The sequence below is a fragment of the Pseudomonadaceae bacterium SI-3 genome, from assembly GCA_004010935.1.
GTDB lineage: Bacteria > Pseudomonadota > Gammaproteobacteria > Pseudomonadales > Pseudomonadaceae > Stutzerimonas.
Genome location: CP026511.1, coordinates 2,398,676 through 2,422,240, shown reverse-complemented (window position 1 = coordinate 2,422,240; position 23,565 = coordinate 2,398,676). Strand labels below are relative to the sequence as shown.

22 protein-coding genes and 3 pseudogenes are annotated in these 23,565 nt (G+C 58.9%); 15 read left to right on the top strand and 10 right to left on the bottom strand.

Going from position 1 to position 23,565, the window contains the following annotated elements; all coding sequences use genetic code 11:
* Positions 1-111: 111 nt before the first annotated feature.
* On the top strand, positions 112-951 hold the full coding sequence (gene galU / locus C1896_11445) for a UTP--glucose-1-phosphate uridylyltransferase (protein ID AZZ45456.1): 840 nt from the start codon (positions 112-114) through the stop codon (positions 949-951).
* 45 nt (positions 952-996) lie between these two features.
* Here the strand turns inward: galU and C1896_11440 are convergent, their stop codons facing one another.
* Positions 997-1,419, bottom strand: coding sequence for a VOC family protein (locus C1896_11440; protein AZZ45455.1), 423 nt, complete (start codon positions 1,417-1,419; stop codon positions 997-999).
* Between the two features lie 72 nt (positions 1,420-1,491).
* On the opposite strand from C1896_11440, the gene C1896_11435 reads away from it, so the two are divergent.
* The gene (locus tag C1896_11435; protein ID AZZ45454.1) at positions 1,492-2,850 is read left to right on the top strand and encodes a glutathione-disulfide reductase; all 1,359 of its coding nucleotides are present in this window, start codon (positions 1,492-1,494) and stop codon (positions 2,848-2,850) included.
* A gap of 172 nt (positions 2,851-3,022) precedes the next feature.
* On the opposite strand, the gene C1896_11430 is transcribed toward C1896_11435, so the two are convergent.
* Complete coding sequence (locus C1896_11430) at positions 3,023-3,517, bottom strand: hypothetical protein (GenBank protein AZZ45453.1); 495 nt, start codon at positions 3,515-3,517, stop codon at positions 3,023-3,025.
* Positions 3,518-3,726: 209 nt separating this feature from the next.
* On the opposite strand from C1896_11430, the gene C1896_11425 reads away from it, so the two are divergent.
* From C1896_11425 to C1896_11390, 8 genes and pseudogenes are all read left to right on the top strand, one after another.
* On the top strand, positions 3,727-4,095 hold the full coding sequence (locus C1896_11425) for a DUF202 domain-containing protein (protein ID AZZ45452.1): 369 nt from the start codon (positions 3,727-3,729) through the stop codon (positions 4,093-4,095).
* A 10-nt stretch (positions 4,096-4,105) separates the two neighbouring features.
* Entirely contained in the window at positions 4,106-4,480 is a 375-nt protein-coding gene (locus C1896_11420) for a hypothetical protein (protein AZZ45451.1), read from the top strand.
* 23 nt (positions 4,481-4,503) lie between these two features.
* Complete coding sequence (locus C1896_11415; protein ID AZZ45450.1) at positions 4,504-5,550, top strand: low specificity L-threonine aldolase; 1,047 nt, start codon at positions 4,504-4,506, stop codon at positions 5,548-5,550.
* Positions 5,551-6,607: 1,057 nt separating this feature from the next.
* Entirely contained in the window at positions 6,608-7,816 is a 1,209-nt protein-coding gene (locus C1896_11410; protein ID AZZ47634.1) for an integrase, read from the top strand.
* Positions 7,817-8,076: 260 nt separating this feature from the next.
* Positions 8,077-8,151: pseudogene (locus C1896_11405) on the top strand (short-chain dehydrogenase).
* A gap of 135 nt (positions 8,152-8,286) precedes the next feature.
* Entirely contained in the window at positions 8,287-8,658 is a 372-nt protein-coding gene (locus tag C1896_11400) for an IS66 family insertion sequence hypothetical protein (protein AZZ47633.1), read from the top strand.
* On the top strand, positions 8,655-8,990 hold the full coding sequence (locus C1896_11395; protein ID AZZ45449.1) for an IS66 family insertion sequence hypothetical protein: 336 nt from the start codon (positions 8,655-8,657) through the stop codon (positions 8,988-8,990). The genes C1896_11400 and C1896_11395 overlap by 4 nt, the downstream gene beginning before the upstream one ends.
* A 61-nt stretch (positions 8,991-9,051) precedes the next feature.
* A pseudogene (locus C1896_11390) lies at positions 9,052-10,580 on the top strand (IS66-like element ISSal1 family transposase).
* 286 nt (positions 10,581-10,866) lie between these two features.
* Here the strand turns inward: C1896_11390 and C1896_11385 are convergent.
* Positions 10,867-11,463 (bottom strand): hypothetical protein, encoded by a 597-nt coding sequence (locus C1896_11385; GenBank protein ID AZZ45448.1) that lies wholly within the window; start codon positions 11,461-11,463, stop codon positions 10,867-10,869.
* Between the two features lie 98 nt (positions 11,464-11,561).
* Positions 11,562-12,560 (bottom strand): cointegrate resolution protein T, encoded by a 999-nt coding sequence (locus C1896_11380; GenBank protein AZZ45447.1) that lies wholly within the window; start codon positions 12,558-12,560, stop codon positions 11,562-11,564.
* Between the two features lie 179 nt (positions 12,561-12,739).
* Here C1896_11380 and C1896_11375 point away from each other — a divergent pair, with 179 nt between their 5' ends.
* A complete protein-coding gene (locus C1896_11375) occupies positions 12,740-13,711 on the top strand; it encodes a hypothetical protein (GenBank protein ID AZZ45446.1) in 972 nt (323 codons plus the stop codon).
* 125 nt (positions 13,712-13,836) lie between these two features.
* Complete coding sequence (locus C1896_11370; GenBank protein AZZ45445.1) at positions 13,837-14,199, top strand: hypothetical protein; 363 nt, start codon at positions 13,837-13,839, stop codon at positions 14,197-14,199.
* Between the two features lie 172 nt (positions 14,200-14,371).
* Here the strand turns inward: C1896_11370 and C1896_11365 are convergent.
* From C1896_11365 to C1896_11340, 6 genes and pseudogenes are all read right to left on the bottom strand, one after another.
* Positions 14,372-14,586, bottom strand: a pseudogene (locus C1896_11365) (MFS transporter).
* A gap of 325 nt (positions 14,587-14,911) precedes the next feature.
* Positions 14,912-15,829, bottom strand: coding sequence for a cytochrome C (locus tag C1896_11360; protein ID AZZ45444.1), 918 nt, complete (start codon positions 15,827-15,829; stop codon positions 14,912-14,914).
* On the bottom strand, positions 15,826-16,473 hold the full coding sequence (locus C1896_11355) for a cytochrome c4 (protein AZZ45443.1): 648 nt from the start codon (positions 16,471-16,473) through the stop codon (positions 15,826-15,828). The genes C1896_11360 and C1896_11355 overlap by 4 nt, the downstream gene beginning before the upstream one ends.
* A 58-nt stretch (positions 16,474-16,531) precedes the next feature.
* Positions 16,532-17,308, bottom strand: coding sequence for a thiol:disulfide interchange protein DsbG (locus C1896_11350; protein AZZ45442.1), 777 nt, complete (start codon positions 17,306-17,308; stop codon positions 16,532-16,534).
* Positions 17,305-18,120 carry a TlpA family protein disulfide reductase gene (locus C1896_11345; protein ID AZZ45441.1) on the bottom strand — a complete coding sequence of 272 codons (816 nt, stop codon included), beginning with the start codon at positions 18,118-18,120 and terminating at the stop codon, positions 17,305-17,307. Before C1896_11345 ends, C1896_11350 begins: the two co-directional genes overlap by 4 nt.
* The gene (locus C1896_11340) at positions 18,120-19,865 is read right to left on the bottom strand and encodes a thiol:disulfide interchange protein (GenBank protein ID AZZ45440.1); all 1,746 of its coding nucleotides are present in this window, start codon (positions 19,863-19,865) and stop codon (positions 18,120-18,122) included. The genes C1896_11345 and C1896_11340 overlap by 1 nt, the downstream gene beginning before the upstream one ends.
* Positions 19,866-20,057: 192 nt before the next feature.
* On the opposite strand from C1896_11340, the gene C1896_11335 reads away from it, so the two are divergent.
* The 3 genes from C1896_11335 (at position 20,058) to C1896_11325 (ending at position 23,559) form a co-directional block, all read left to right on the top strand.
* The gene (locus C1896_11335; protein ID AZZ45439.1) at positions 20,058-20,753 is read left to right on the top strand and encodes a DNA-binding response regulator; all 696 of its coding nucleotides are present in this window, start codon (positions 20,058-20,060) and stop codon (positions 20,751-20,753) included.
* A complete protein-coding gene (locus C1896_11330; GenBank protein AZZ45438.1) occupies positions 20,750-22,108 on the top strand; it encodes a two-component sensor histidine kinase in 1,359 nt (452 codons plus the stop codon). The genes C1896_11335 and C1896_11330 overlap by 4 nt, the downstream gene beginning before the upstream one ends.
* Positions 22,109-22,176: 68 nt before the next feature.
* On the top strand, positions 22,177-23,559 hold the full coding sequence (locus tag C1896_11325; GenBank protein ID AZZ45437.1) for an MBL fold metallo-hydrolase: 1,383 nt from the start codon (positions 22,177-22,179) through the stop codon (positions 23,557-23,559).
* The last annotated feature ends 6 nt before the right edge of the window (positions 23,560-23,565 follow it).

The window sequence follows — 23,565 nt, the reverse complement described above, 5'->3', positions numbered from 1 at the left end:
TTTCGGCGGTCGTAGCCTCTAGTCAGTCGCCGTTGGCGGGACATGCAGGGTATGGCTGCTGACCGATCCAGGCGCAGTGCATCAATCGGACTCATCTTTTCAAGGACTCACATGATCAAGAAATGCCTTTTTCCTGCGGCCGGATATGGCACGCGCTTCCTTCCTGCAACCAAGGCTATGCCCAAGGAGATGTTGCCGGTAGTGAACAAGCCCCTGATTCAATATGGGGTTGAGGAGGCACTGGCTGCTGGGCTGAGCCAGATTGCGATTGTTACTGGCCGCGGTAAGCGATCCCTGGAAGACCACTTCGACATCAGCTACGAGCTCGAACATCAGATCCGCAACACCGACAAGGAAAAGTACCTGGTCGGTATCCGCAAACTGATCGATGAATGCAGCTTCTCGTATACCCGCCAGGTCGAAATGAAAGGCCTGGGCCATGCGATTCTCAGCGGTCGTCCATTGATTGGTGACGAACCCTTTGCTGTCGTTCTGGCGGACGACCTGTGCATCAACCTAAACGGTGATCCAGTCCTGGCCCAGATGGTCAAGCTGTACAACCAGTTCCGCTGCTCGATCGTCGCAATCCAGGAAGTACCACCGGAAGAAACCAGCAAATATGGCGTGATTGCCGGCGAGATGATCCGTGACGACATTTTCCGTGTCAGCCACATGGTCGAGAAACCCAAGCCCGAAGATGCACCGTCCAATCTCGCCATCATCGGCCGTTACATCCTCACGCCGGATATCTTTGACCTGATCGAGCAGACCGAGCCAGGCAAAGGCGGCGAAATCCAGATCACCGACGCGCTGATGCGCCAGGCCCAGGACGGTTGCGTACTGGCGTACAAGTTCAAGGGCCAGCGTTTCGACTGCGGTAGCGCCGAGGGCTATATCGCAGCGACCAACTTCTGCTACGAGAACTTCTACCTGACCGGTAAAGCTTTCTAAGCACCAGTGCTGTGCATAAAGCCACCTTCGGGTGGCTTTTGCGTTTCAGGGAGCGGGCATTTCTTCCGCGCCTGGACCGAGAGGCTGACCGTAGCTGAACTCGACATAGTGACCGGCCGGATCACGAACGCCACAGTAGTAGCCAACCGGGTAGGGCTCGTCCCTGGGTTCCCAGATCAGGCAGCCAACCTGACGAGCCCTGTCTGCAAGCGCATCGACCTCCGCGCGGCTCGCCAGAGCAAAGCCGAAATGGCTGTAGTCGTTGTCGGCCAGTGCACGGTCCTGCCCTCCCGGCATGATCACGAAAATGAACTCGCGCTCCTTTCCTGGCTCGGCCATCCAGACGATGCGAGATCCTTTTCCAGCGCGCTCGTGAAACACGTGCATCCCGCAGAATTGCTCGTAGAAGGCGATGCAGGCGTCCAGGTCGGGCACGTGCAACGCGAGATGAGTGAGGGTAGGGCGCATGCGATGCTCCTCCAATGAATCCGGCCAACGGCCTGGGTTATGCTGTGCGATCTACAAGGGAGACAACAGTTCATGGCTTACGACTTCGATCTATTCGTCATCGGCGCGGGTTCCGGTGGCGTCCGTGCCGCCCGTTTTGCTGCTGGCTATGGCGCCCGCGTGGCGGTAGCCGAAAGCCGTTACCTGGGCGGCACCTGCGTAAACGTCGGCTGTGTGCCGAAAAAATTGCTGGTCTACGGCGCCCACTATGCCGAAGACATCCACGAAGCCGAAGGCTACGGCTGGACCATCGACGGCGCCAGGTTCGATTGGGCTTCGCTCATAGCCAACAAGGATCGCGAGATCCAGCGCCTCAACGGCATATACAAGAACCTGCTAACCGACAGCGGCGTGACGCTACTACAGGCCCATGCACGCCTGGTCGACGCCCATACCGTAGAGGTCGACGGCAAGCACTACAGCGCCGAGCACATTTTGATTGCCACTGGCGGCTGGCCGTTCGTGCCAGAGATTCCCGGTCGCGAGCATGCCATCACCTCCAACGAGGCCTTCTACCTGGACGCGTTGCCACGTCGCGTTCTGGTGGTCGGCGGCGGCTATATCGCAGTGGAGTTCGCCTCGATCTTCCACGGCTGCGGCGCCGATACCAAGCTGCTGTATCGAGGGGAATTGTTTCTACGCGGTTTCGATGGCGCTTTGCGCGACCACCTCAAGGATGAGCTGATCAAAAAAGGCCTTGATCTCCAGTTCAACGCCGACATCGCCCGCATCGACAAACAGGCAGACGGAACGCTGCTCGCCACGCTTGAAGATGGTCGTACGCTGGAAGCCGATTGCATTTTCTACGCCACAGGTCGCCGACCGATGCTCGACGGCCTGGGATTGGAGAACGTCGATGTGGCGCTGGACAAGCGCGGCTTCATTGCCATCGACGAACAGTTCCGCACATCCACGCCCTCGATTCTGGCAATCGGGGACGTGATCGGCAGGATCCAGCTGACGCCCGTGGCGCTCGCCGAGGGTATGGCCGTGGCCCGACAGCTGTTCAAACCCGAGGAGTATCGGCCGGTCGATTACCATAACATCGCCACGGCTGTGTTCAGCCTTCCAAACATGGCGACGGTCGGTTTGACCGAAGAACAAGCGCGCGAACAAGGCCACAAGGTTGTGCTGTTCGAAAGCCGTTTCCGACCGATGAAGCAGACCATGACCGATAGCCTCGAGCGAAGCCTGATGAAACTGGTGGTCGACGCGGATACGGACAAGGTCCTGGGCTGCCATATGGCCGGCCCGGAGGCGGGGGAAATCATCCAGGGCTTGGCCGTTGCGCTGAAGGCCGGCGCAACCAAACGAATCTTCGATGATACGGTCGGCATTCACCCAACCGCCGCCGAAGAGTTCGTCACCATGCGCACGCCGACAGGGATCTGATCAAACAATCGGAGCTGGCGGCAGCGCGCTTGCCGATCCAGTGGCAGCTAACCCCGAACGCAGCGGAACAAGTTAGGGAGAAGAAGGAGAGGGGGCCGGTAACATCGGCCCCTGTTACGGGCTCGGACTTCGTCTGATCGCCGTTGTGCCAAACGCAGTCCGTAATGGTCGATCAGTGCTGCATGTGCTCGTGACCGCTTGGTTCTGGGGCCTGGTCCTGGATGGACACATCAACGGTCACTTCGCCCGCGTGCTCGAATTCGAGGGTCAGCGGGAAGCGTTCGCCAGCCACGAGTGGGGCGCTCAGTTCGAAGAGCATGACGTGGTTGCTGCCTGGCTTGAACTCGACCTGGCCACCGGCAGGCACCTCGATCGAATCGATCTGCTTCATGCGCATCATCTCGCCTTCGTGCACATGGGTATGCAGTTCGGCCTTCTTCGCGCGCGGCGTGTGCACGCCTAACAGCCGATCCGGTGAATCGCCTGGGTTTTGTAACGTGAAATAGACTGCACCGGTGGGTGCGGTGGGCGGCATGGCACGCGACCACACTTGAGTGGCCTCAAGTGGTGCACCCATCATCTGATGATGAGCATGGTTCTGATCGGATGCGGTTGCAGACAGGCATGCCGTGCCGAGTGCAACGAGGGTTACCAGGCGAAGCAACATGGAGATCTCCGAGCTGTTTTGGAGCGCAGCACATTAGCATGCTGCGTCCTACTGTCGTTGATCTGCGTCCTGACAGCACTGCAGAGTGCTAGATGCCAAGTGCCCGCCACATCAGTTGAACTGCGACGCACATTCAACGGAACCTGCAGCGCGGCATCGTTTCTGTTTGAATGACCTACGTAAATTCCTATGGGAGATGCATCAACACAATGGAACGCAGTCGCTGGAGTCACAGGTTACTGTCTGGCGGAACGGAACCCGATCCGCGCTTTACCCTGGCCAACGAACGGACCTTTCTGGCGTGGATACGAACGTCCCTGGCGGTATTGGCGGGTGGTGTGGCGGTCGAGGCCTTTGCCAGCGAAATTTTCCCGCTGGAGATACGCAAGGTCCTCTCGATTTCGCTGTTGCTACTGGCGATGTTCATCAGCTCGACGGCTTGCTTCCGCTGGCTGACCATCGAGCGTGCGATGCGTCACCAGGGGCCGTTGCCGTTTCCACTGTTGATCCCGATCCTGTCCATCGGCGGCACACTGGTGACGCTGGTACTGATCGCCTTTGTCGCATTACGCAACTGATCGATCACCGATGCATATTTCCTTCCGCCGCCGTCTGGAGCCCAAACCAGCGCCACCACCGCTGCACGAAGACCCCGGTCTGCAACCCGAACGTACATCGCTGGCCTGGGGGCGGACCCTGCTGACGATGATTACAGTAAGCGCACTGTTTCTGCGCTGGATGCCTTACCACGGCACCTTCGTCGCGGTGTTGGTCGCGCTATCCTTAGCCACTGCGCTGGGCATCTGGACGACTCAACAGCGACGCTACACGCGCAGTGCCAGCGGGGTAAAAAGCGGGCGAATCCAAGCTGATGCACTGTCGGTTTTGTGGATTGGCGCATCGGTCTTTGCGCTTGGCGTGCTTGGGCTCTATACCGTAATTTTCCTGCCAATCAGTAGCTAGGCAGTATCCATAGAGAGGCTTTGATGAGCAGCGCCAATCAACAATTCGCCAGTGACAACTATTCCGGCATCTGTCCGGAAGCCTGGGAGGCAATGGCTCGGGCAAACCAGGGGCATGACCGGGCCTACGGGGACGACCAATGGACGTCACGTGCGGCTGACCATTTCCGCCAACTGTTCGAAACCGACTGCGAAGTATTCTTCGCCTTTAACGGCACAGCGGCCAACTCGCTGGCCTTGTCATCGCTGTGCCAGAGCTACCACAGCGTGATCTGCGGCGACATTGCGCACATCGAAACCGATGAATGCGGCGCGCCGGAGTTCTTTTCCAACGGCTCCAAGCTGCTGGTGGCGCGAACCGAACAGGGCAAGCTGACGCCTGCGGCCATCCGCGAGATAGCCTTGAAACGCAAGGACATCCATTACCCCAAACCACGCGTCGTCAGCCTGACCCAGGCCACCGAAATCGGTACCGTCTACCAGCCGGATGAGCTCCGAGCCATCAGTGACACCTGTAAGGAGCTGGGGCTGCACCTGCATATGGATGGTGCACGCTTTGCCAATGCCTGTGCGTTTCTCGGACTGTCACCGGCCGAACTAAGCTGGAAAACCGGTGTTGACGTGCTCTGTTTTGGTGGCACAAAAAATGGCATGGCAGTCGGCGAGGCCATCCTGTTTTTCAACCGCGATCTCGCCGAGGATTTCGAATACCGCTGCAAGCAGGCTGGGCAGCTTGCATCGAAGATGCGTTTTTTGTCCGCACCCTGGGTAGGTTTGTTGGAAGGCGGCGCCTGGATGAAATACGCCAAACACGCGAACAGCTGCGCGCAGTTACTGGCCAGCCTGATCGGCGACGTGCCCGGTGTAGAACTAATGTTTCCGGTGCAGGCCAATGGCGTCTTCGTCAGCATCCCACCGTTGGCACTCGAAGCACTGAGAAGCCGCGGCTGGATGTTCTACACATTCATCGGTGTCGGCGGCGCGCGCTTCATGTGCTCGTGGGACACCAGTGAAGAACGCGTCCGCCAACTGGCAGACGACATACGCAGTGTCGTCATGGAAAACCAGTAGCTCACAAAGGAGAACCGCACATGTCGTCCCAAAAGAGGAGACGTGTGCTGCGAAGGTGAAGCTGGATCGGAAGGCAATGTCATGACTCACATTGCTCAATACACTGTTTAACATAATATACATTATGCGTACCTTGCGATCCGTATACAGCGGACTCTCATCAGCAGCTACGCCCACGCTTTGGCTACTGTGGTCAGTCACCATTGGCGCCAATTTCAGTCAATAAATCGGAGAACGCCGTACCGCAGTGGTTACAAGGCTTTTTTTGCATAGAACCCCAGCCTAAGACGGACTTTGCGTCACGTCGAGATAGCGATTTTTTGCATCTCTGGAACGTTAAGGTGGCTAACAGGGACGTCGATTTGTGCTCTGCATGGCAACGTGCTCATAAAAAGAATCGCATTGAGATCTGAAAAGTCATAGAAAATTACAGCGGCGTCCGTTTCACCTTTGATTTCGTTGAAGTTTTAAAATTAAAGTCACTAAAAAAGAGAGAAAGCACACGTGAGCCGTCAGGCTGACCTTAGCTAGCGTGGCGGTAATCGCTGCTCGGGGGTATGAGCGCGGCAGATGTGGATATCTGATGTTCAGGCCGTCAAGCAGTGCATCCCGAATAGTTGTTTTGTTGGCCCACGGATTTCTTGCGATACACCGATGCCAATTGCCATAGGCTGGATAAGCTCACACCCACCTACCTTGGCAATGCTTCGGTTAGGGCTTTGCCAGTCGTCGCGTTCCGGGGGGTTGTAGCTGCATCTAGACGGACTTAGGGTCGCCCGTTCACAGACCTGTTCAGCCTGAATGCCTTGCCTAGGTCCAAATGCGGGAAACAGCCAAGGAGTTGCTTACCGAATCTTCGCACGGGCCTATGGCATCATCCAGACGCGATATCCGATAATCACCAGACCCGGATATTACTCTATACTGGCGGGGAGTACCTATTTAGGCGCATCTACCCAGGCTGGCCATTTTTATGTCGCAACGTCCCCAACCGTTCTTCGAGACATTTGATCGCTTTCACGAACTCAACTTCCTCCACCTCAATGGCGAGCTTCCGGTGGTTCGGGACTTCCTCCTTGGTTTTGGTGATGGGCTTGAGGCGGCTGAGGGGTATCGCGCCGTCCGGGGTTTTCTGAAGTCCTACGCTGGCAACGAAGCTACTTACAACTCTTACAGAACCCATGTTGAGCGCCTGTTGCTCTGGTCCCTGCTAGTGGCCGGTAAACCCATCGTCGAGTTGCGTCGACGAGACGCCGAAGCTTTCATGGAATTCTGCCTCAATCCACCGTCTGACTGGATTGGTCCTGTGGTGAAATCCCGCTTCTTGCGCTTGGGCAGCCGCAAGAAACTCGACACTGACAGCTACATTATCAATGAGCAATGGCGGCCCTTCAGCCACACCGTGGCGAAGCGCGAGCGCAAGATCGCCAGAGAGGCCGTGGCCACCCTTCCCTCCCGTCCCTATCGCATGTCCCAGGGCTCCGTGGCCCAGGTGTTTGCGGTATGTGGCAGCTTCTTCCAGCACGCCATTGATGAAGGCCTGACCGAGGTCAACCCGTTCCGGGCGGTGAAGCAGAAATCCATCTATAAGCAACGCAACACTCTAGATGTCGCTTCTCGCTCACTGACTCAGTTGCAGTGGAGCTATGTGATCGAAACCGCCGAGCAGATGGCTGTCGCTAATCCGCTGCACGAGCGCACTCTGTTCATCGTTGCCACTCTGTTTTCCATGTATCTACGGGTGTCCGATCTGGTGGGGCGGGATAACTGGAGGCCCACGATGGGTGATATCCGCCGCGATAGCATGGGTAACTGGTGGTTTCATGTGGTGGGTAAGGGAAACAAGGCGGCGAAGATCAGCATCCGCGACGATTACATCCAGAACTACCTAGTGCGTTATCGTCGGCACCTGCAGCTCTCTTCCCTCCCCTCCGCCCACGAAAAAACGTCGTTGATCAGCACGCTTAAGGGTCGAGGCGGCCTTTCCGACCGTCATATCCGGCTTCTTCTGCAAGAAGTGTTCGACAGTACCCTGGTGCGCATGGCCCAGGAAGGTTGGAACAACGATGAGATCGACCAGTTGCGTTCGGCGTCATTGCACTGGCTGCGACACACATCGGCCACCTTCGATGCGCCGCATCGGGACATGAAGGATCTGCAGGCCGATCTTCGCCATAACAGCCTCAGCACCACCCAGAATACCTACTACAACTCACTTGACGAACAGCGAGCTCACTCCGTGAAGGGGCTCAAAATAAAAAACTGAGAGTGCTCTCGCCTCAAACTCGCAGGTGAGCGACAACAAGGATTCAATATCCCCAATTCAATTAAACGTCGAGGCGATATAGCGTGACTCCTCGGCAATCGATCTCTGTCGTTGTTCCGCCTTATCGACGGCGGCGCTTCCGTGCAAATGGAGTGAATCTTTGAGAAAGTTCACGGCGCACTTTTCAGCCAGTTCCCAGTTCCTTAGCAAAAGATAGGGAGCGTCAGGTAGCCACTGCGCATCGTCAACGTTGACAGTGCGCTTATCTGGCTAGCCCCGAAGCTTCATTCGTCAGCGGTGCTGAACTGATGGTCGACGGCGGCTTTACTGCCTAAGGAGCAAGCCTATGAGCATTAGCATTATTGGAGCCGGTGCCATTGGCACCGCACTTGCCCGATTACTTGGTAACCGTCCGCCGAACCCATCTCCCCGCTTCTTCCAGATAGCGGCATGGTGTGCACCTATTTTTGGTGGACACCATTTCAAGCCACTTTCTGGAGGGTTTCGTGTCTCGACAGCGCCGTACATTCCCCAAGGCTTTCAAGGCCCAGGTCATCGAAGAGTGCGCCCAGTCCGGTGCTTCCGTCGCCGGCGTGGCGCTCAGCCACGGGCTCAATGCCAACCTGGTGCATAAATGGATTCGTAAGCAGCGCGAGCCGCTACCGGTCGTATCTGCACGCTTTATCCCGGTGCCGCTCGGCATCCTGCCTTCAGAGCAGGCCAGCTCTGAAGAGCTGACGATACGAATCGAAATCCCCTACCACGCCGGCAGTCTGTCGGTGCACTGGCCGGTGCAGGACGGCGAAGGCTGTACACGCTTGCTGCGCGGGCTGCTCGCATGATTCGCATCGATCGCATCTGGCTGGCCACCGAGCCGATGGACATGCGCGCCGGCACCGAAACCGCATTGGCCCGTGTAGTGGCGGTATTCGGTGCGGCGAAGCCGCACTGTGCTTATCTGTTCGCCAACCGCCGCGCCAACCGCATGAAAGTGTTGGTGCATGACGGTGTAGGGATCTGGCTGGCCGCGCGGCGATTGAACCAAGGCAAGTTTCACTGGCCAGGCATCCACCGCGGCTTGGAAGTTGAACTCGACACCGAGCAGCTTCAGGCTTTGGTGCTCGGTTTACCCTGGCAGCGGGTTGGTGCAGCCGGTGCGATCACAATGCTGTAGCGCCGGCCATTAGCCTATCGCTTTATCTGCGCGGATCGCCTGCTCTGGCACAATCAGCGGCATGACTTCCTTGCCCAATCTCGACCAACTAACACCTGAGCAACTGCGCGCACTGGCCGCCCAGTTGCTCACGCAGGTCGATGCGATGGGCAAAAAGATCCACCGTGATCAAACCATCATCGAGCAGCTCACCCACGAAATCGCCTGGTTCAAGCGCCACAAGTTCGCCAAGCGTAGCGAGCAACTAAGCCCTGAACAGGGCAGCCTGCTGGATGATTTGCTCGACACGGACATCGCCGCCATCGAGGCGGAACTGAAAACCCTCAATCCTCCGGCTGAACCCCGCCAACAGCCCAAGCGCGCGCCGCTGCCAGCCCAGTTTCCGCGTACTGTGATCCGTCACGAGCCGCAGAACACTCAATGCGCCTGCGGCTGCCCGCTGCAACGCATCGGCGAAGACATCAGCGAAAAGCTGGATTACACGCCTGGCGTGTTCACCGTCGAACAGCATGTGCGTGGCAAGTGGGCCTGCCGCCAGTGCGAAACATTGATCCAGGCGCCGGTACCAGCCCAGGTGATCGACAAGGGCATCCCGACTGCCGGCTTGCTGGCTCATGTCATGGTGGCCAAATACGCCGATCATCTGCCGCTGTACCGGCAAGAGAAGATCTTTGGCCGTGCGGGTCTGGCTATCGCGCGTTCGACATTGGCGCAGTGGGTCGGACAAACCGGCGTACAGCTCCAACCATTGGTCGATGCCCTGCGCGAGGCGGTACTGGCGCAGGCGTGATCCATGCCGACGAAACCCCCGTGCAAATGCTGGCCCCTGGCGAGAAGAAAACCCACCGGGCTTACGTCTGGGCATACTGCACCACACCCTTCGCCGACCTGAAGGCCGTGGTCTATGACTTCAGCCCAAGCCGTGCAGGTGAGCATGCGCGCAATTTTATGGGTCAGTGGAATGGCAAACTGGTCTGCGACGACTTCGCCGGCTACAAGGCCAGCTTCGAGCAGGGCATCACCGAAATTGGCTGCATGGCCCACGCCCGCCGCAAATTTTTCGATCTGCACTCAGCGAACAAAAGCCAGTTAGCCGAACAGGCGCTGCACTCCATTGCCGGGCTGTATGAAATCGAGCGGCAAGCACGGCACATGAGCGATGAAGAACGCTGGCGAATACGCCAGGAAAAGTCTTCACCGATCCTCGATGCGCTGCATGACTGGATGCTGGCCCAGCGTGATCGGGTGCCCAATGGATCAGCCACGGCAAAAGCCCTGGATTACAGCCTAAAACGCTGGCTAGCGCTGACGCGCTATCTGGAAGATGGAGCCGTGCCCATCGACAACAATCAGGTCGAGAACCAGATTCGGCCTTGGGCATTGGGGCGCTCGAACTGGCTGTTTGCCGGTTCACTACGCAGCGGCAAACGGGCGGCTGCGATCATGAGCCTGATCCAGTCAGCACGCCTCAACGGTCACGATCCGTACGCCTACCTGAAGGACGTGCTCATGCGGCTACCAACGCAGCGGGCAAGCGAAATCAGTCAACTGCTGCCGCATCAGTGGATACAGCCTGAAGCAGGCATGTAACCACAGCGGTGTATCACCCCAAACAGCCTACCCGTAATAGTCTCGCACTGATTTTTTGGGCGTTCACGGGGTCATGCCGAGATAAAGGAAAAATTCACTCACTTCTCTTCTATCTACATGATTTGTTTGGGTTTTCTAAAATGTGGACATTTTCATTGCCGAATTAAGAAAAGCTGTAGCAATGAAGCGATTCTGACGTTTAGATGGGGCATGCCGAGAAAAAGCAAAAATTAGGATATATGCTCTGTAACTTGCTGTATTTAAACGAGTAGATTGGAAGTCCTGCTCAAGCGAAGGCCGCTTCGCGCCCAATTGCTTCAGCCATCCATGGAGGAAGGTTGGATCTATGCGATTTCAAGATCTGCCAATCGCTACTCGACAGGCACACGCGTAGCTTTGCGACTGTCTCTTGGGCGTGAGGTTTTCCCAGCCAGGCAAGCGCACGTACAGCGTCGCCAGCAATGGTCGCTCCGAGGGCGACTTGCCACTGTGGCGCATGCTCGATTCTCACCTGAGTCTTGCCTAACTGCAGGATTCTCGGCCGTCCGCTGGTGACAAATACCTCCCGAATCGACATCTGTTGCGTCAGCCCTAGCGCGTTCGCCGCACGGGCACCGCCCAACGCGATTACCTGATGGCTTTTCGAAGCCATTGCGCTGATGACCTTCTCCGTCGCCGGCGCACGTTTGCCGAAGCGACCGGTGACCGGAGCCACATAGAGGCCACGAGAAACTCGCATCAACTTCCCGCCTTTGACTAATCGGGAGAATGCTTGGTCCACCGCCGCTCGGCTAGCCAAATAAAGAAACTCTTTTGGCGCAAGAGCCCCTCCTTCAGGGAGAAGTCTGCTGTGCTCGATGATCGTCTCGGGAAGGGATTTCATGATGAAGGCTAGCTTTTGAGATATGTCAGAAACCTAGCAACATTTCTGACATTGATCAAACGAAGAGCGGCCTCGTACAGGTGTAGGAACAGTTCTCCTCATGTGCTACGTGCACCATCGCTGTTCGCAAGCGACGCCCCGAGTAGCTTCAGCTGTGTAGTCGCTTCGACCAAGCGCTCCTGCAGGCCCTGCGCTTGCTGCGCCTGGGTCGCGGAGGCTTCGCCCAGCCGGGACACCTCCTCCTGCAATGTGCTGCAACGCTGTTCCAGGGCTTCATTCGCTCGCTCAGTGCCGGTCAACGCGCTCTGGGCGGCTTCCAAAGCCTGGACCTTCTGCGCCAGTAGCTGTTGCTGCGCATGCTGCTCTTTTTGCAACTGCCGCGCCTCGGCGAGCAGGCGCGCATTGTCGCGGTTCAACTGGGTCAACTCGTCCTGCTTGATTATCAAGGTCTGCTGCAGTTGCCGCAGTTCCAGTTGCAGCTGCTGTACCTGCGACTCGTGTCGACGTTGTTCCTGCTCACGCTGCTCCTTGCTGGCCTGTCGGTAGTGTTCCAAGGCGTCGCGTGCGTGCTGATGTTTTTCCTCCAGCGAACGAATCTGCCCATCGCGGTCCTGCAGGCGCTCCTCCAAATCGCGGTTGGCCTGCAATAGGCGGGCATTCTCAACCTCGGCCTGTTGGCGTTGCTGCTGCTCCTGCTGTAGCGCTTGCTGAACAGCCTGAAGCTGTTCCGTGAGCCCGCCGCATTGACTTTCCAACTGCTGGATGCGGCTTTCGGCTTGCCGAGCCTGGTTCTGGTAGCCGAGCCGCTCACGTGCCAGTTGCTCGCGCTCTTGGGCCACGGCGGCCTGCGCATCCTCCTTTAGCTGATCCGCTAACTGGCCGACCAGGTTGGCCAGCTGTTCGCTGAGCGGGATCGAGGCCGCAACCCGGCCGCGCTCGGCATCTTCGAGTTCTTTTAGATAGCGGTGAATGGTGGTTTTCGAGCCGGTATTGCCTAGTTCGACTCGTACAGCATCGATGCTGGGGTTCTCGCCCCGCGCCAGGATGGCTTGTCGCGCCTTCTGAACCAGTGCCTTGTTGATGCCGCCGCGAGCCATGGTTTGCTCCTACGATTTCGTAGTGGATTACATACCATGTATTTACATTCCAAAACGATCCGATGTAAAGCGATTCTCAAGTGTATAAATCAGATAAAATAATGGAGCGTTATCCAATAAGATCGGCACAAACGGTCGCTTAGCTGCCGTTTTCAAGTACACAAAGGGCATTTCGAGCGATGAAAGACGTCGGGCGCTATCTGCAAGCCGGTACGCGGGAAAACACCCGCCGCAGCTACCAGTCGGCCATCGAGCACTTCGAAGTGACGTGGGGTGGCTTTCTGCCTGCCACCAGCGATAGCATCGTGCGCTACCTGGTGGACTACGCCGACACCCTAAGCAGCAACACGCTCAAACAGCGCTTGGCCGCTCTGGCTCAGTGGCATATCACCCAGGGCTTTCCTGATCCGACCAAGACGCCCACGGTGCGTCAGGTGCTCAAAGGCATCCGCACATTGCATCCGGCGCAAACGAAGCAGGCTGCACCGCTGCAGTTGCAGCACCTGGAGCAAGCAATTCAATGGCTGAATCAGGAAGCCGAACGGGCTCAGCAGTCCGGCAATTTGGCAAGCCTGCTGCGCAGCCGGCGCGATGCGGCGCTGCTGCAAATCGGCTTCTGGCGGGGTTTTCGCAGCGACGAACTCTGTCGACTGCAGGTCGAGCATATCCAAGCCGAAGCCGGTGCGGGCATGAGCCTATTCCTGCCGCAGAGCAAGGGTGACCGGGAAAACCTCGGCACGACTCATTACGTACCAGCCTTGAAATGCCTCTGTCCTGTGCAGGCTTATCTCGACTGGATCAGTGCCGCCGGCATTGCCCGTGGCGCAGTGTTCTGTCGCCTGGATCGCTGGGGGCATCTGGGCAGCGAGGCCCTGCACCCCGGCAGCCTGATCAGCTTGTTGCGTCACATCCTGCAACGCGCCGGTGTCTCGGCCGAGTTGTACACCAGCCATTCGCTACGCCGAGGCTTCGCCACCTGGGCCACGGCAAATGGCTGGGATCTCAAGGCCTTGATGACCTATGTAGGCTGGAAAGACATCAAGTCCGCCATGCGCTACATCGACCCCGCCATATCCTTTGGTGGCCTTGCAGCTAAACCTGCCCTTGAGCTTCATGCTGGACCTCTGGGCCAAATTTCAGCTTCTCATTAACACCGGTACACATCAGGGACAACGGCGCCGTATGAACCGCAATCGGACTCGCTGCTGGCGTTTACAGGCAGCTGAGCCGCTCTAGAATGAACTTTATAGGCCTTTATAGTCGATTATAGAATCCTATTCTGGACGCCCGATTCACGCTGCCCGGCGAGCTGGGGCTGACGATTCGCACCCTGTTCGTCTGCACCTTCGTGCTGATCTTTGCGGTCTGGGCGGTGCCCGTGCAGCAAATTGCCGAGGTCAACCAGCGCAACCTGCTGTGGCTTGGCCTTTCCGGCATCACCACGGCGCTGTCTTGGATCTTCTACTACAAGGCGTTGAAGCTGGGGGACGTAGCCACGGTGGCGCTGATCGACAAGGGCAGCGTCGTGGTAGCGATGCTGATGGCCTGGCTACTGCTGCGCGAAGTGATCACGCTGCGGATGCTGGCCGGTGCCGGGTTGATCGTGGCCGGGCTTTTGGTTATTGCCAAAAAGCCCTGACCTGTGATCCTAGGCCTCGTGCTGTTGAAAGGCTGCCGCCAGCGTGAGCTGTGCACGGGCCTCGATGATCTCGATCAGTTCGAAGTGCTTGGGGAACTCTCGCTGAGGCAGCCGCTGGGCACGAAGTGATGATCCAGGTGAACCGCGGTGCTTTGGCCTTCGACAGTCGCTCCGTGATAGTCAGGATGCCATTCCCAGCTCCGTACAGCGCCATTGTCACGAATGCCGGCCATGCTGCGCGGGCAGCAGCAAAGCAATCCCAGTCGGGCAAAGCAGAATCTCTAAGCGAGTTGCCCTAGTAGGGTGAAGGTTTTGCCCCAAGGTGAATTCTGCAATACACCCAGCGACCTGAGCTGCCTCTATGACCATTCCGATAGCCAGGGCCGTATAGTGCGAATCCAGATGCTGATGCAACTCACTCAGGTCTAGGAACTGATCGATACAGCACAACAGGTGATTGGCTGGAATGTGATCGTCCAGATTGAACGTGTAGAACAGAGGGGCCTGAGCGGCCTGCTGACGTCCCACCATCGTGGAGAACTCCACTGAGCTGATGGAGGTTGAGTGAGCCAGCTTCAGCCAGCTCACTCAACCTAGTTTTTCAATGGAATAGGCCAAAAGCGGACTGCCAGGTAAGCGGGCCTCCTCAGCCCATCTGTTCAGACCGATTAACCGCCAAACGCATGTAAGTGCGCCAACGCGTGCTTGCTTGTCAGATCCCCTTACCTAGCATCTTGCCGTTAACGGTTTCGCCGTAAAGGTTCACGCCGTCATTGGCATGGTATTTATCACGGGTTTTCTCGACTGAGCCATCGACCAGGCGCGGGTCTTGCGGTCGCTCGTGGCTATTCATAAATGCCGCCACGTTCCAAGCGTCTTCGTCTGACAGGGTGCCGCCTTTGCCCAGTGGCATGTTTTCCTTGATAAACGCCGCGGCTGTGTTGATCCGATGCATGCCTGCACCCCAGTTGAACGAGTCCGCCCCCCATAGTGGCGGGAATACATAAAGGTCACCAGACTTCTGTCCTTCCCCGTTCGGCCCATGACAGACGGCGCATTGTGCGTCGTAGACCTGTTCTCCCTTTGCCAGGTCGTATCCGCCTTCGGGTTGTGGCACTTCCGGATAGGCCCGACCTGGTAGCTCTTGCGCCGTGGGTGCTCCGGTTGCAAGCCAGTATGAATAGGCTGAAAGCGCGGCGATAACGGGGCCGTCAGCCTCGGGTGCCTTGCCGTTCATACTGAACTGGAAACAGCCCTGAAGGCGCTCGGCATAACTATTCACCTTGTCGTTCTTCTTTCGGTACGCCGGGTACATGGTGTAGGCGGCCCAGAGCGGTGCAGAGTTGGCTTTCCGGCCCTGTTCGAGGTGGCAGTTCGCACAGGCTAGGCCGTTGCCCACATAGTCGGGCGCATGCGTCTTGGTATCGACGAATATGGCCCGACCTTGCTGTACCAGTTGCCCGTAGGCGTTGTCAGGCAGTTCGCTTTCCTTTGGCGGTTGGAAGTACTTGCTGCTAGCGGGATCACCGGCCCCGGTCAGGATCTGCGACTGATCTTCCATCGCGATGTCGTCCGCGAGCACCGGGAAGGCCAATGACATCAACAGCAGTGCGGTTGTATGGGTCTTCATTTGGCTGCTCCTTTGTCGGTCAGGCCTGCGAAGTACGTCGAGACCGCCGTTACCTCGTCCTCGGTCAAGCTACGTGCGATGTGGCCCATCAAGTCGTTGGGGTCGTTCTTGCGGGTGCCCTGTCGCCAGGCGGTCAGCTGCGACGACAGGTACTGTGCCGACTGCCCGGCCAGCGGTGGGAAGGCGTCGCCGACTCCTGTTCCGCTGGGACCGTGGCAGGCGACACATTCTGGAATATTGCGATCCCACGCACCGCGCAGGGCAAGTGTCTCGCCAGGTCCATCGGCCAAAGCGGTACGGTCGACTCGATCAGGCTGCGGATGCGGCTTGCCGGCCAACATGGTTGTGACCGCATCGGCTTCGTCGGCGCTCAACGCCGCGGCAATGGGTTGCATGATTGGGTTGGCGCGTGCACCGGATGCGAAATCAGCCAGCTGCTTACGCATGTACTCGGCTGACAGGCCCGCAAGGCGGGGGAAGCCCGCAGCGGCCATCCCCCCACCCTCGGCTCCGTGACAGGTAACACACGCCATGGCGGCGGGGTTGGCCCCGCCTTTGCTGTAAACCGCAGTCGCATCCGCAGCTTGCGCGGACACGGAAACCACAAGAAAGAGCCCAGCCAAGGGCAATAGGGGGACGTTCATATAGCCTCCATATCATTATTATTTTATGCAGCATCGGTGCTGGCGGACCTTTGCCGATCTAGCGCTTTGACAACGGCCCCATGATCTCATTCAATGCATCGGGGCGAGGCGCGCCCTGATGTTGCTGCAGCCGTCCGTCATCGTCCAGGTAATAAATCGCTGGCGTAGCCGAGGCGCCCATTTCACCCATCAGGGTGAGGTTCGCCTCTAGCTGCTCATTCACTGTTGGCGAGATGCCCTCGATCGGCTTGAGCGTGCTCGCCTTACCCGCTGCTTCGTGTACATTGAGGGCCGCCTCGGGATCCTTGGCGGCCAGCAACGCGGCGGCTTTACCGGCGCTGTCCGGACGCAGCATGCCAACCATGACGTGACGAAGCTGAACGTCACCCGCTTCGACCCAGGGCCGCGCCTGTTTCCAGAACATGTTGCAGAATGGGCAGTTCGGATCGGAAAACATGTAGATGACCCGTGGCGCTTCGGCCGCGCCGTCAGCTATCCAGGTGCTGCTCTCCAGCCGCTGCCACATCTCGCTGCTCATCGGCTCATACACCAGTTTTTCAAGCGGTGCCTTGGTCAGGTCTTCACCCGCGGCATCCAGCAAACTGCCGATCACGACATGATCGCCGTCCGGTGTCAGGTACAGCGCGATGCCCTCTCCGTTATAACGCGCCGCATAGCCCTTCAATCCGCCCGGTGCGTCGAAGCTGCCGACTACTTTGGCTCCACGCGCTTCAATGGCCTGAACCGCAGGAGGCAGGGCCTCTGCCAGCACCAGGGGTGCCGGTAGCAAGGCCAGCGTAGAAATGAAAAAGGAAAGTGATCGTACGGATTTCATGGCTGGTTTTTTACCTTAAATTGCTCAAGAGCGCGCGCCAGACTGGCATGAGAAAGCTCACCGAGATGACTGCCAACCTGGCGTCCCTCGGCGTCATAGAAAAGCGTGGTGGGCAGTGCTGCAGAACCTACATGCTGGCCGAGGCGACCGCCGGTGTCGAGCAGGACGTTTTCCAGGCTGAGCCCTTCGGCGTCAAGGAAGTCGGCGATCAATCGCTCGCCCTCACCCTGGTTGACGAACAGGAAATTCACCTCGGTGTTGTCTTGCTGCGCCTTCGCAAGGACCGGCATTTCCCGCCTGCAGGGAGGGCACCAGGTGGCCCACAGGTTGACCACAAGCGGCTTGCCGACGTAATCCTGCAAGGCGGCCGGCTTGCCCTGGATGTCTCGCAACCCCATCTCGGGCAGCCGCGTGCCCTGCTCGAAGGCATGCAATGCGAATGTCCCAAATCCCCAACTGAGCATACCTACCATCACCGCAGCGCCAAGTGGTCTACGCAAACCGCTATCGCGCCAGGCAAGCCAAGTACCCAACAGCACCGCCACCAACAAGCCTGGCCAGGCAATAAACCCGCCGTCACGTATGTCGATCACGCGCCAGGGCTCTTCTCGGAAATGCTCGACATACACCAGCACGAAGGCCAGCCGAGCGACCAGTAGCGCCACCAGCAGCAGCCTGAACAGCTGCTGTTCCGGATTCCGCTCGCTGCGCCGCCCGACCCACCAGCCGGTGAGCATCGCCAGAAACAGGCTCACCAACATGAGCGCATGCGGAACGGCGAGTGCCAAGGGCCCCGCATTAATTGTCAGCATCAGCCTCGCTCCATTGTTTCGTTCCATCTGCTTAGAAATTGGATCGCATCGACCTCGCCGGTGATGCGCTGCGTGCGTCGCTCCACTCCGTCCGGGCCGATAAAGAGCAGCGTTGGCGGCCCCATGACCTGATAGCGGTTCAGCAGCTCGCGACTGGCGGGATCGGTTCGCGTCACATCCGGCCGCAGAATCCGCACGCCAGTGAGCGCGGCTTGCACCTGCGCGTCGCCAAACACTTCCTTCTCCATGACCTTGCAGGACACGCACCAGTCCGCGTAGTAGTCCACCAATACCCACTGGCCGGCGGCTTTGGCGGCAACCAGTTCACGATCAAGAACAGCCGGCTCGCTGAAACCGACAAATCCGTGTGCAGACTCTATACCTTGAACGGACGCAACGCCGCCTGTGAACACACCGAGCGGTCGCATGACATCCTGCGCGCCGCCTGCCGCCCCCAGCAGCAGCGCCACGCCCCATACCCCGGCTAGCGCCGCGACTGACCGGCTGAACGCCTGATGCCGCACCAATTGACGCGACAGTTGCAGCAATCCACTGGCGCCCACCACCAGCAGCGCACCCCACAGCCCCACCCACAAGGAGTCAGACAACAGCGGACGGAGCACATAAAGGGCCGCGACCAGAAACAGGAAACCGAAGGAAACTTTGACGCGATCCATCCACGGCCCAGGCTTGGGCAGGAAGCGATTGCCCGCTGTCACCAGCAACACCAGCGGCGTACCGATCCCTAATCCCAGCGCAAACAGCACGAGGCCACCGTTCACGGCGTTACCGCTTTGCGCGATGTAAAGCAGCGCCGCGGCCAGTGGTGCGGTCATGCAAGGTCCTACCAGCAACCCGGACAGCACGCCCAACGCACTGGCCCCCGCGAGGCTTCCCCCCTTACGCTTGCGTCCGGCCTGTTCCAGCCGATCGCGCAGGCCCGTCGGCAGTTGCAGCTCGAAGAATCCGAACATGGGCAAGGACAGCAGCACGAAAAGCCCAGCGAAGCTCGCGATCAGCCAAGGCTGCATCAGCCATCCCTGCAGATTCGCGCCAAGCAGCGCCGCCAACACACCAAGGGCGGCATAGACCAACGCCATGCTGACGACATAGGATCCAGCCAACGCCATGCCGCGGCGAGGCCCGGCCTGGCTGCCCACCACAATGCCCGCCAGAATTGGCAACATCGGCAGCGAACAGGGTGCAAAGGCAAGCAGCAGGCCCAGTCCGAAGAAGATCAGCAGGCTCCAGCCGAGCGACTGCTGCTGCAAACCACTCACCAAAGCTTGATCATCAGCCTGAACAGGCGCGGGCGGAGGAGAGCTGCTGCCCGTCAGTTCTACCGTGCGAGTTTGCGGTGGATAGCACAGCCCGGCATCGGCACAGCCTTGCCAGCCGAGTTCGAGCGTCGAAACATCTCCATCTGGGATCTCAACTTCCAGACTGTCGCGATAGATTCGCGAGTCGCCAAAATACTCGTCATGGTAAGGCTCGCCCGGCGGTAACACGGGCTCGCTCGCCGATGGCAGCCCTACGAATCTGAGCCGCTCCTTGTAAAGGTAGTAGCCGGGAGCAATGTCCCATCGAAGCACGGCGCCGCCAGCGTCGGGCCTTTCGATGTGCAGTGTGAACGCCTGGTCCACTGGCAGGAAGTCCTCCTGCTTTGGACCAAGCGTGAACGGCGAAGCGTTCGCCAGTTGCATGACCCAGAGCCAACAGGCCAAAAAGATAATGATCGCTCGCATGCACCACATCCGGTTACCGATTCGGAGGCGAGCTTGGCGGTTCGGGATTAAGAGGCGATTAACAAGGCGTGTCCGAACACAATCAGTAAGGCGGTGAAGCGTTTAGGCATGATCAGCTCGGCGTACCATCTGCTAACGCGCCGTTAATCCAGGCGGATCATACTGACCGCTGTATATCTAGCGATCCCACCTATGTACGTATTGCTGACAGAAGACAACGCACTCATCGCCAGTGGCATCGTCGCTGGGCTCGAAGCCCAGGGCTTCAGCGTGGCCCATGCTGCTACGGCCGGACAGGCCGAGTCGCTGCTGCGCACCGCCAGGTTTGACCTGATGATTCTCGATCTGGGCTTGCCAGACGAAGACGGCCTGCGCTTTCTCCAGCGCCTGCGCCGTCGGGGCCTCGAGCTGCCAGTACTCATTCTTACCGCTCGGGATGCAGTGGCCGAGCGTGTCTCCGGGCTCCAGGCAGGCGCTGACGATTACCTCGTCAAACCCTTCGACCTGCGTGAACTCGCCGCCCGCCTGCATGCCCTGCTGCGCCGTGCTGCCGGCCGGGCAACGCAAGTTATCGAGCACGGTCCGCTGAGCTACAACCCAGCCGCCTGCACGGCGTTCATGGCCGGCGAACCCGTCGACCTGTCGCGCCGCGAACAGGCACTGCTGCAGGCGCTGCTACAAAACCCCAGCCACGTGCTATCGGCCGAGCAGCTCAAGGACGCGATTTACGGTCTTGCCGATGACGTCGAAAGCAACGCCCTGAATGTCCACATCCACCATCTGAGGCGCAAGCTCGGTAATGGCATCGTCGAAACCGTCAGAGGGCTTGGTTATCGCCTGGGGCCTGCCGGCCATGCGCCAGGCCCCACCGGGGCACCCGACCAATGAGCTTGCGCCTTCGCCTGACCCTAACCCTTGGCTCTGCCTTCGTGCTGCTCTGGGCGCTGGCCGCGACCTGGATGCTCTTTGATGTGCGCAATCAATTGATGCAGTCTCTCGATCAGCGCCTTGCCGCGTCGGCCCGAATGGTGGCGGGTCTGCTCGTGCAATTACCGCCGCCGCAACTGGGCAAAGGCGGTATTACGCGTCTGAGCGCAGAGCAGCTGGGTATCGAGAACGGGCTGGCCTGCCAGGTCAGCTCCTTGCGGGGTGAGATCTTAGCGCGTAGCCATGCCGCGCCCGATAGCGCTCTCGATGCCCAGCGCACCGGCTTTCAAAACCAACTGATTGGCGATACCGCCTGGCGTAGCTTTACTTTCATCCAGAACGGCATGCGCATCACCACCGCCGATCGCCTCGACGAGCGCACCACGTTGCAGCGTTCGGTGCTTCTGGCTGCGGCGCTGCCGGTTTTCGTCGCGTTGCTAGGCAGCCTGATCGTGTTGTGGATCGGAATTGGCAACGGCCTTGCGCCGCTCAGACGAATACGCATGGCCCTGGCGCAACGCAGCGCCGATTCAGTGGAGCCGTTGCACATCGATCGGTTGCCGCGAGAACTGACGCCCCTGGTCGAAACACAGAACCAGTTGTTTGCACGAATCGCGCAAATGCTCGAGCGCGAACGTCGGCTGACCGATGACGCCGCCCATGAACTGCGCAGCCCGCTGACCGCCATCAAGACCCACCTGCAGGTGGCGGCCATGACCGAGGGCGACACCGCGAAACGGGCATTGGCCCAGGCCGAGATCGGCACGGATCGCCTGCAGCGGATCCTGGAGCAGTTGCTCATGCTGGCACGGGTGGAGGGTCGCGTGTCCTTTGATGACGGGCTCCGGTGCACGGCCGTCGAAGTCGCGCAGCTGGCGATCGCTGACGCCAGTCAGCAGCCTGGGCCGCGCATCGAACTGTGCGGGGCGCAAGACGTTTCGCTCTGTCCTCTGACGATACCGTCAACGTTGGCAGTCGCAGCATTGCGCAACCTGCTCGACAACGCCCGCCGCCATACCCGTGATGCCACAGTCGTCCGCTTGGCGCTCACACAGCTGGACGAAAGCAGGGTTCGCTTCAGCGTGCAGGACCACGGACCGGGCGTCGCACCGGAAATGATCGAGCGCCTGACAGAACGCTTCTGGCGGAGTGGCGACGGTGAAGGCAGTGGGCTGGGCCTGTCCATCGTCAAGGCGATCGCTGAGCGCTGTGGCTGCGACCTGCGTTTCGCGGCGCATGCGGATGGCCTCGTCGTCGAGTTGGTTGTCAGCCTGCAACCCACCGATCAATCTGAAGATGAAACGTCGATAGCCTGAACGTCCGGCCATCCACACCGTCCGAATAGTTAACTGAACAATCCTGTTAACCATCATCGGAGGCGGCGATGCTTGTTTTCGAGCCTGTTTATACGGACGGCGTGGCGCAGATTTCCTATCTGGTTGGCGACAGCAAAGCGGCCGTGGCTGCGGTCATCGATCCCCGTCGCGATATCGACGTCTACCTGCGAATGGCGAAAGCGCGGGGTCTGCGAATTGCCTATGCCATCGAAACACATATCCATGCGGACTTCGTTTCAGGTGCCCAAGCGTTAGCGAAGCGCACCGGGGCGCAAATCATCGGTGGCCGCTCGGATAGCTATCAGTTCGACCTTCATCAGGCCAGCGATGGAGAGACGATAGAGCTCGGGCAGGTGAGGCTGCAGGTTATGCATTCGCCGGGACATACGCCTGAGCACATTTCCCTGCAGCTGTTTGACGCCCAGCAGGGAAACCAGCCATTCGCGCTATTTACCGGCGACACCCTATTCAATCTGGACGTAGGGCGGCCCGACCTGCTCGGCGAAGGCAGCGAACGAAAGCTGGCTGGCGAGCTATACCGCACCTTGTTCGATCATTACCTGCCGCTTGGCGACCGGACGGAAATTTACCCCTGCCACGGCGCCGGCTCGGCCTGCGGCAAGTCTATCGGCGACCGACGCCACTCCACGCTCGGCAGCGAGCGTCTCTTCAACCCCGCGTTGCGCGAGCAGCGGAGCGAGGGCGCGTTCATCGATTGGCTACTGGCGGACATGCCGGAACCACCCCGTCACTACGCGCGCCTGAAAAAACTGAACGTGCGTCCCGCCGTACAGATGGAAGGACCTTCGATTCCGCCACCCCTCGCGCCGTCCGACTTCGAGGCACTTGCCGCGCAAGACGTGCAGGTCGTAGACCTCCGCTCGATCCTCGCGTTTGGTGGCGGGCATGTGCCCGGGGCGATCAACATTGCGTTGCGTAACGAATTCGTGAACTGGGCTGGCTGGATGCTCGATGACACTCGCCCGATCCTACTGGTAGGCGAGTCGGCTGACGATGTTCATGAGGCTGTCACCCAGCTCTACCGGATAGGCCTGGACGATATTAAGGGCTATTTGCGTAATGGCATGACGGACTGGCAGAACGCGGCGCTGCCCCTTGAGTCCATTGGTGAATGGTCAGTCCATGAGCTCGATCGCAAACGAAACGATTCGGATGTGATGTTGCTTGATGTGCGCAGTCCTGCTGAATACGAGGCAGGCCATATCCCCAATGCCCATCATGCGTTCGTCGCTCATATAGACACAGCCCTTGGCAACCTGGACCGGGATAAAACTATCGCAACGTATTGCGGTTCTGGATACCGAGCATCGATCGCGGCGAGCATTTTGAAAAAGAACGGTTTTAAAAAAGTAGTCAATGTGCCTGGCTCATGGGCTGCCTGGAGGGCAGCAGACTTGCCTGTGGCATAACAAACC

What these genes read in the sequence shown, in the direction of transcription:
- C1896_11440 (AZZ45455.1), bottom strand. Translation starts at nt 1,419, where the DNA reads ATGCGCCCTACCCTCACTCATCTCGCGTTGCACGTGCCCGACCTGGAC.
- C1896_11425 (AZZ45452.1), top strand. Translation starts at nt 3,727, where the DNA reads ATGGAACGCAGTCGCTGGAGTCACAGGTTACTGTCTGGCGGAACGGAA.
- C1896_11355 (AZZ45443.1), bottom strand. Translation starts at nt 16,473, where the DNA reads ATGAACGTCCCCCTATTGCCCTTGGCTGGGCTCTTTCTTGTGGTTTCC.
- C1896_11335 (AZZ45439.1), top strand. Translation starts at nt 20,058, where the DNA reads ATGTACGTATTGCTGACAGAAGACAACGCACTCATCGCCAGTGGCATC.
- C1896_11375 (AZZ45446.1), top strand. Translation starts at nt 12,740, where the DNA reads ATGAAAGACGTCGGGCGCTATCTGCAAGCCGGTACGCGGGAAAACACC.
- C1896_11430 (AZZ45453.1), bottom strand. Translation starts at nt 3,517, where the DNA reads ATGTTGCTTCGCCTGGTAACCCTCGTTGCACTCGGCACGGCATGCCTG.
- C1896_11415 (AZZ45450.1), top strand. Translation starts at nt 4,504, where the DNA reads ATGAGCAGCGCCAATCAACAATTCGCCAGTGACAACTATTCCGGCATC.
- C1896_11395 (AZZ45449.1), top strand. Translation starts at nt 8,655, where the DNA reads ATGATTCGCATCGATCGCATCTGGCTGGCCACCGAGCCGATGGACATG.
- C1896_11350 (AZZ45442.1), bottom strand. Translation starts at nt 17,308, where the DNA reads ATGAAATCCGTACGATCACTTTCCTTTTTCATTTCTACGCTGGCCTTG.
- C1896_11325 (AZZ45437.1), top strand. Translation starts at nt 22,177, where the DNA reads ATGCTTGTTTTCGAGCCTGTTTATACGGACGGCGTGGCGCAGATTTCC.
- C1896_11360 (AZZ45444.1), bottom strand. Translation starts at nt 15,829, where the DNA reads ATGAAGACCCATACAACCGCACTGCTGTTGATGTCATTGGCCTTCCCG.
- C1896_11380 (AZZ45447.1), bottom strand. Translation starts at nt 12,560, where the DNA reads ATGGCTCGCGGCGGCATCAACAAGGCACTGGTTCAGAAGGCGCGACAA.
- C1896_11435 (AZZ45454.1), top strand. Translation starts at nt 1,492, where the DNA reads ATGGCTTACGACTTCGATCTATTCGTCATCGGCGCGGGTTCCGGTGGC.
- C1896_11330 (AZZ45438.1), top strand. Translation starts at nt 20,750, where the DNA reads ATGAGCTTGCGCCTTCGCCTGACCCTAACCCTTGGCTCTGCCTTCGTG.
- galU (AZZ45456.1), top strand. Translation starts at nt 112, where the DNA reads ATGATCAAGAAATGCCTTTTTCCTGCGGCCGGATATGGCACGCGCTTC.
- C1896_11385 (AZZ45448.1), bottom strand. Translation starts at nt 11,463, where the DNA reads ATGAAATCCCTTCCCGAGACGATCATCGAGCACAGCAGACTTCTCCCT.
- C1896_11340 (AZZ45440.1), bottom strand. Translation starts at nt 19,865, where the DNA reads ATGCGAGCGATCATTATCTTTTTGGCCTGTTGGCTCTGGGTCATGCAA.
- C1896_11420 (AZZ45451.1), top strand. Translation starts at nt 4,106, where the DNA reads ATGCATATTTCCTTCCGCCGCCGTCTGGAGCCCAAACCAGCGCCACCA.
- C1896_11345 (AZZ45441.1), bottom strand. Translation starts at nt 18,120, where the DNA reads ATGCTGACAATTAATGCGGGGCCCTTGGCACTCGCCGTTCCGCATGCG.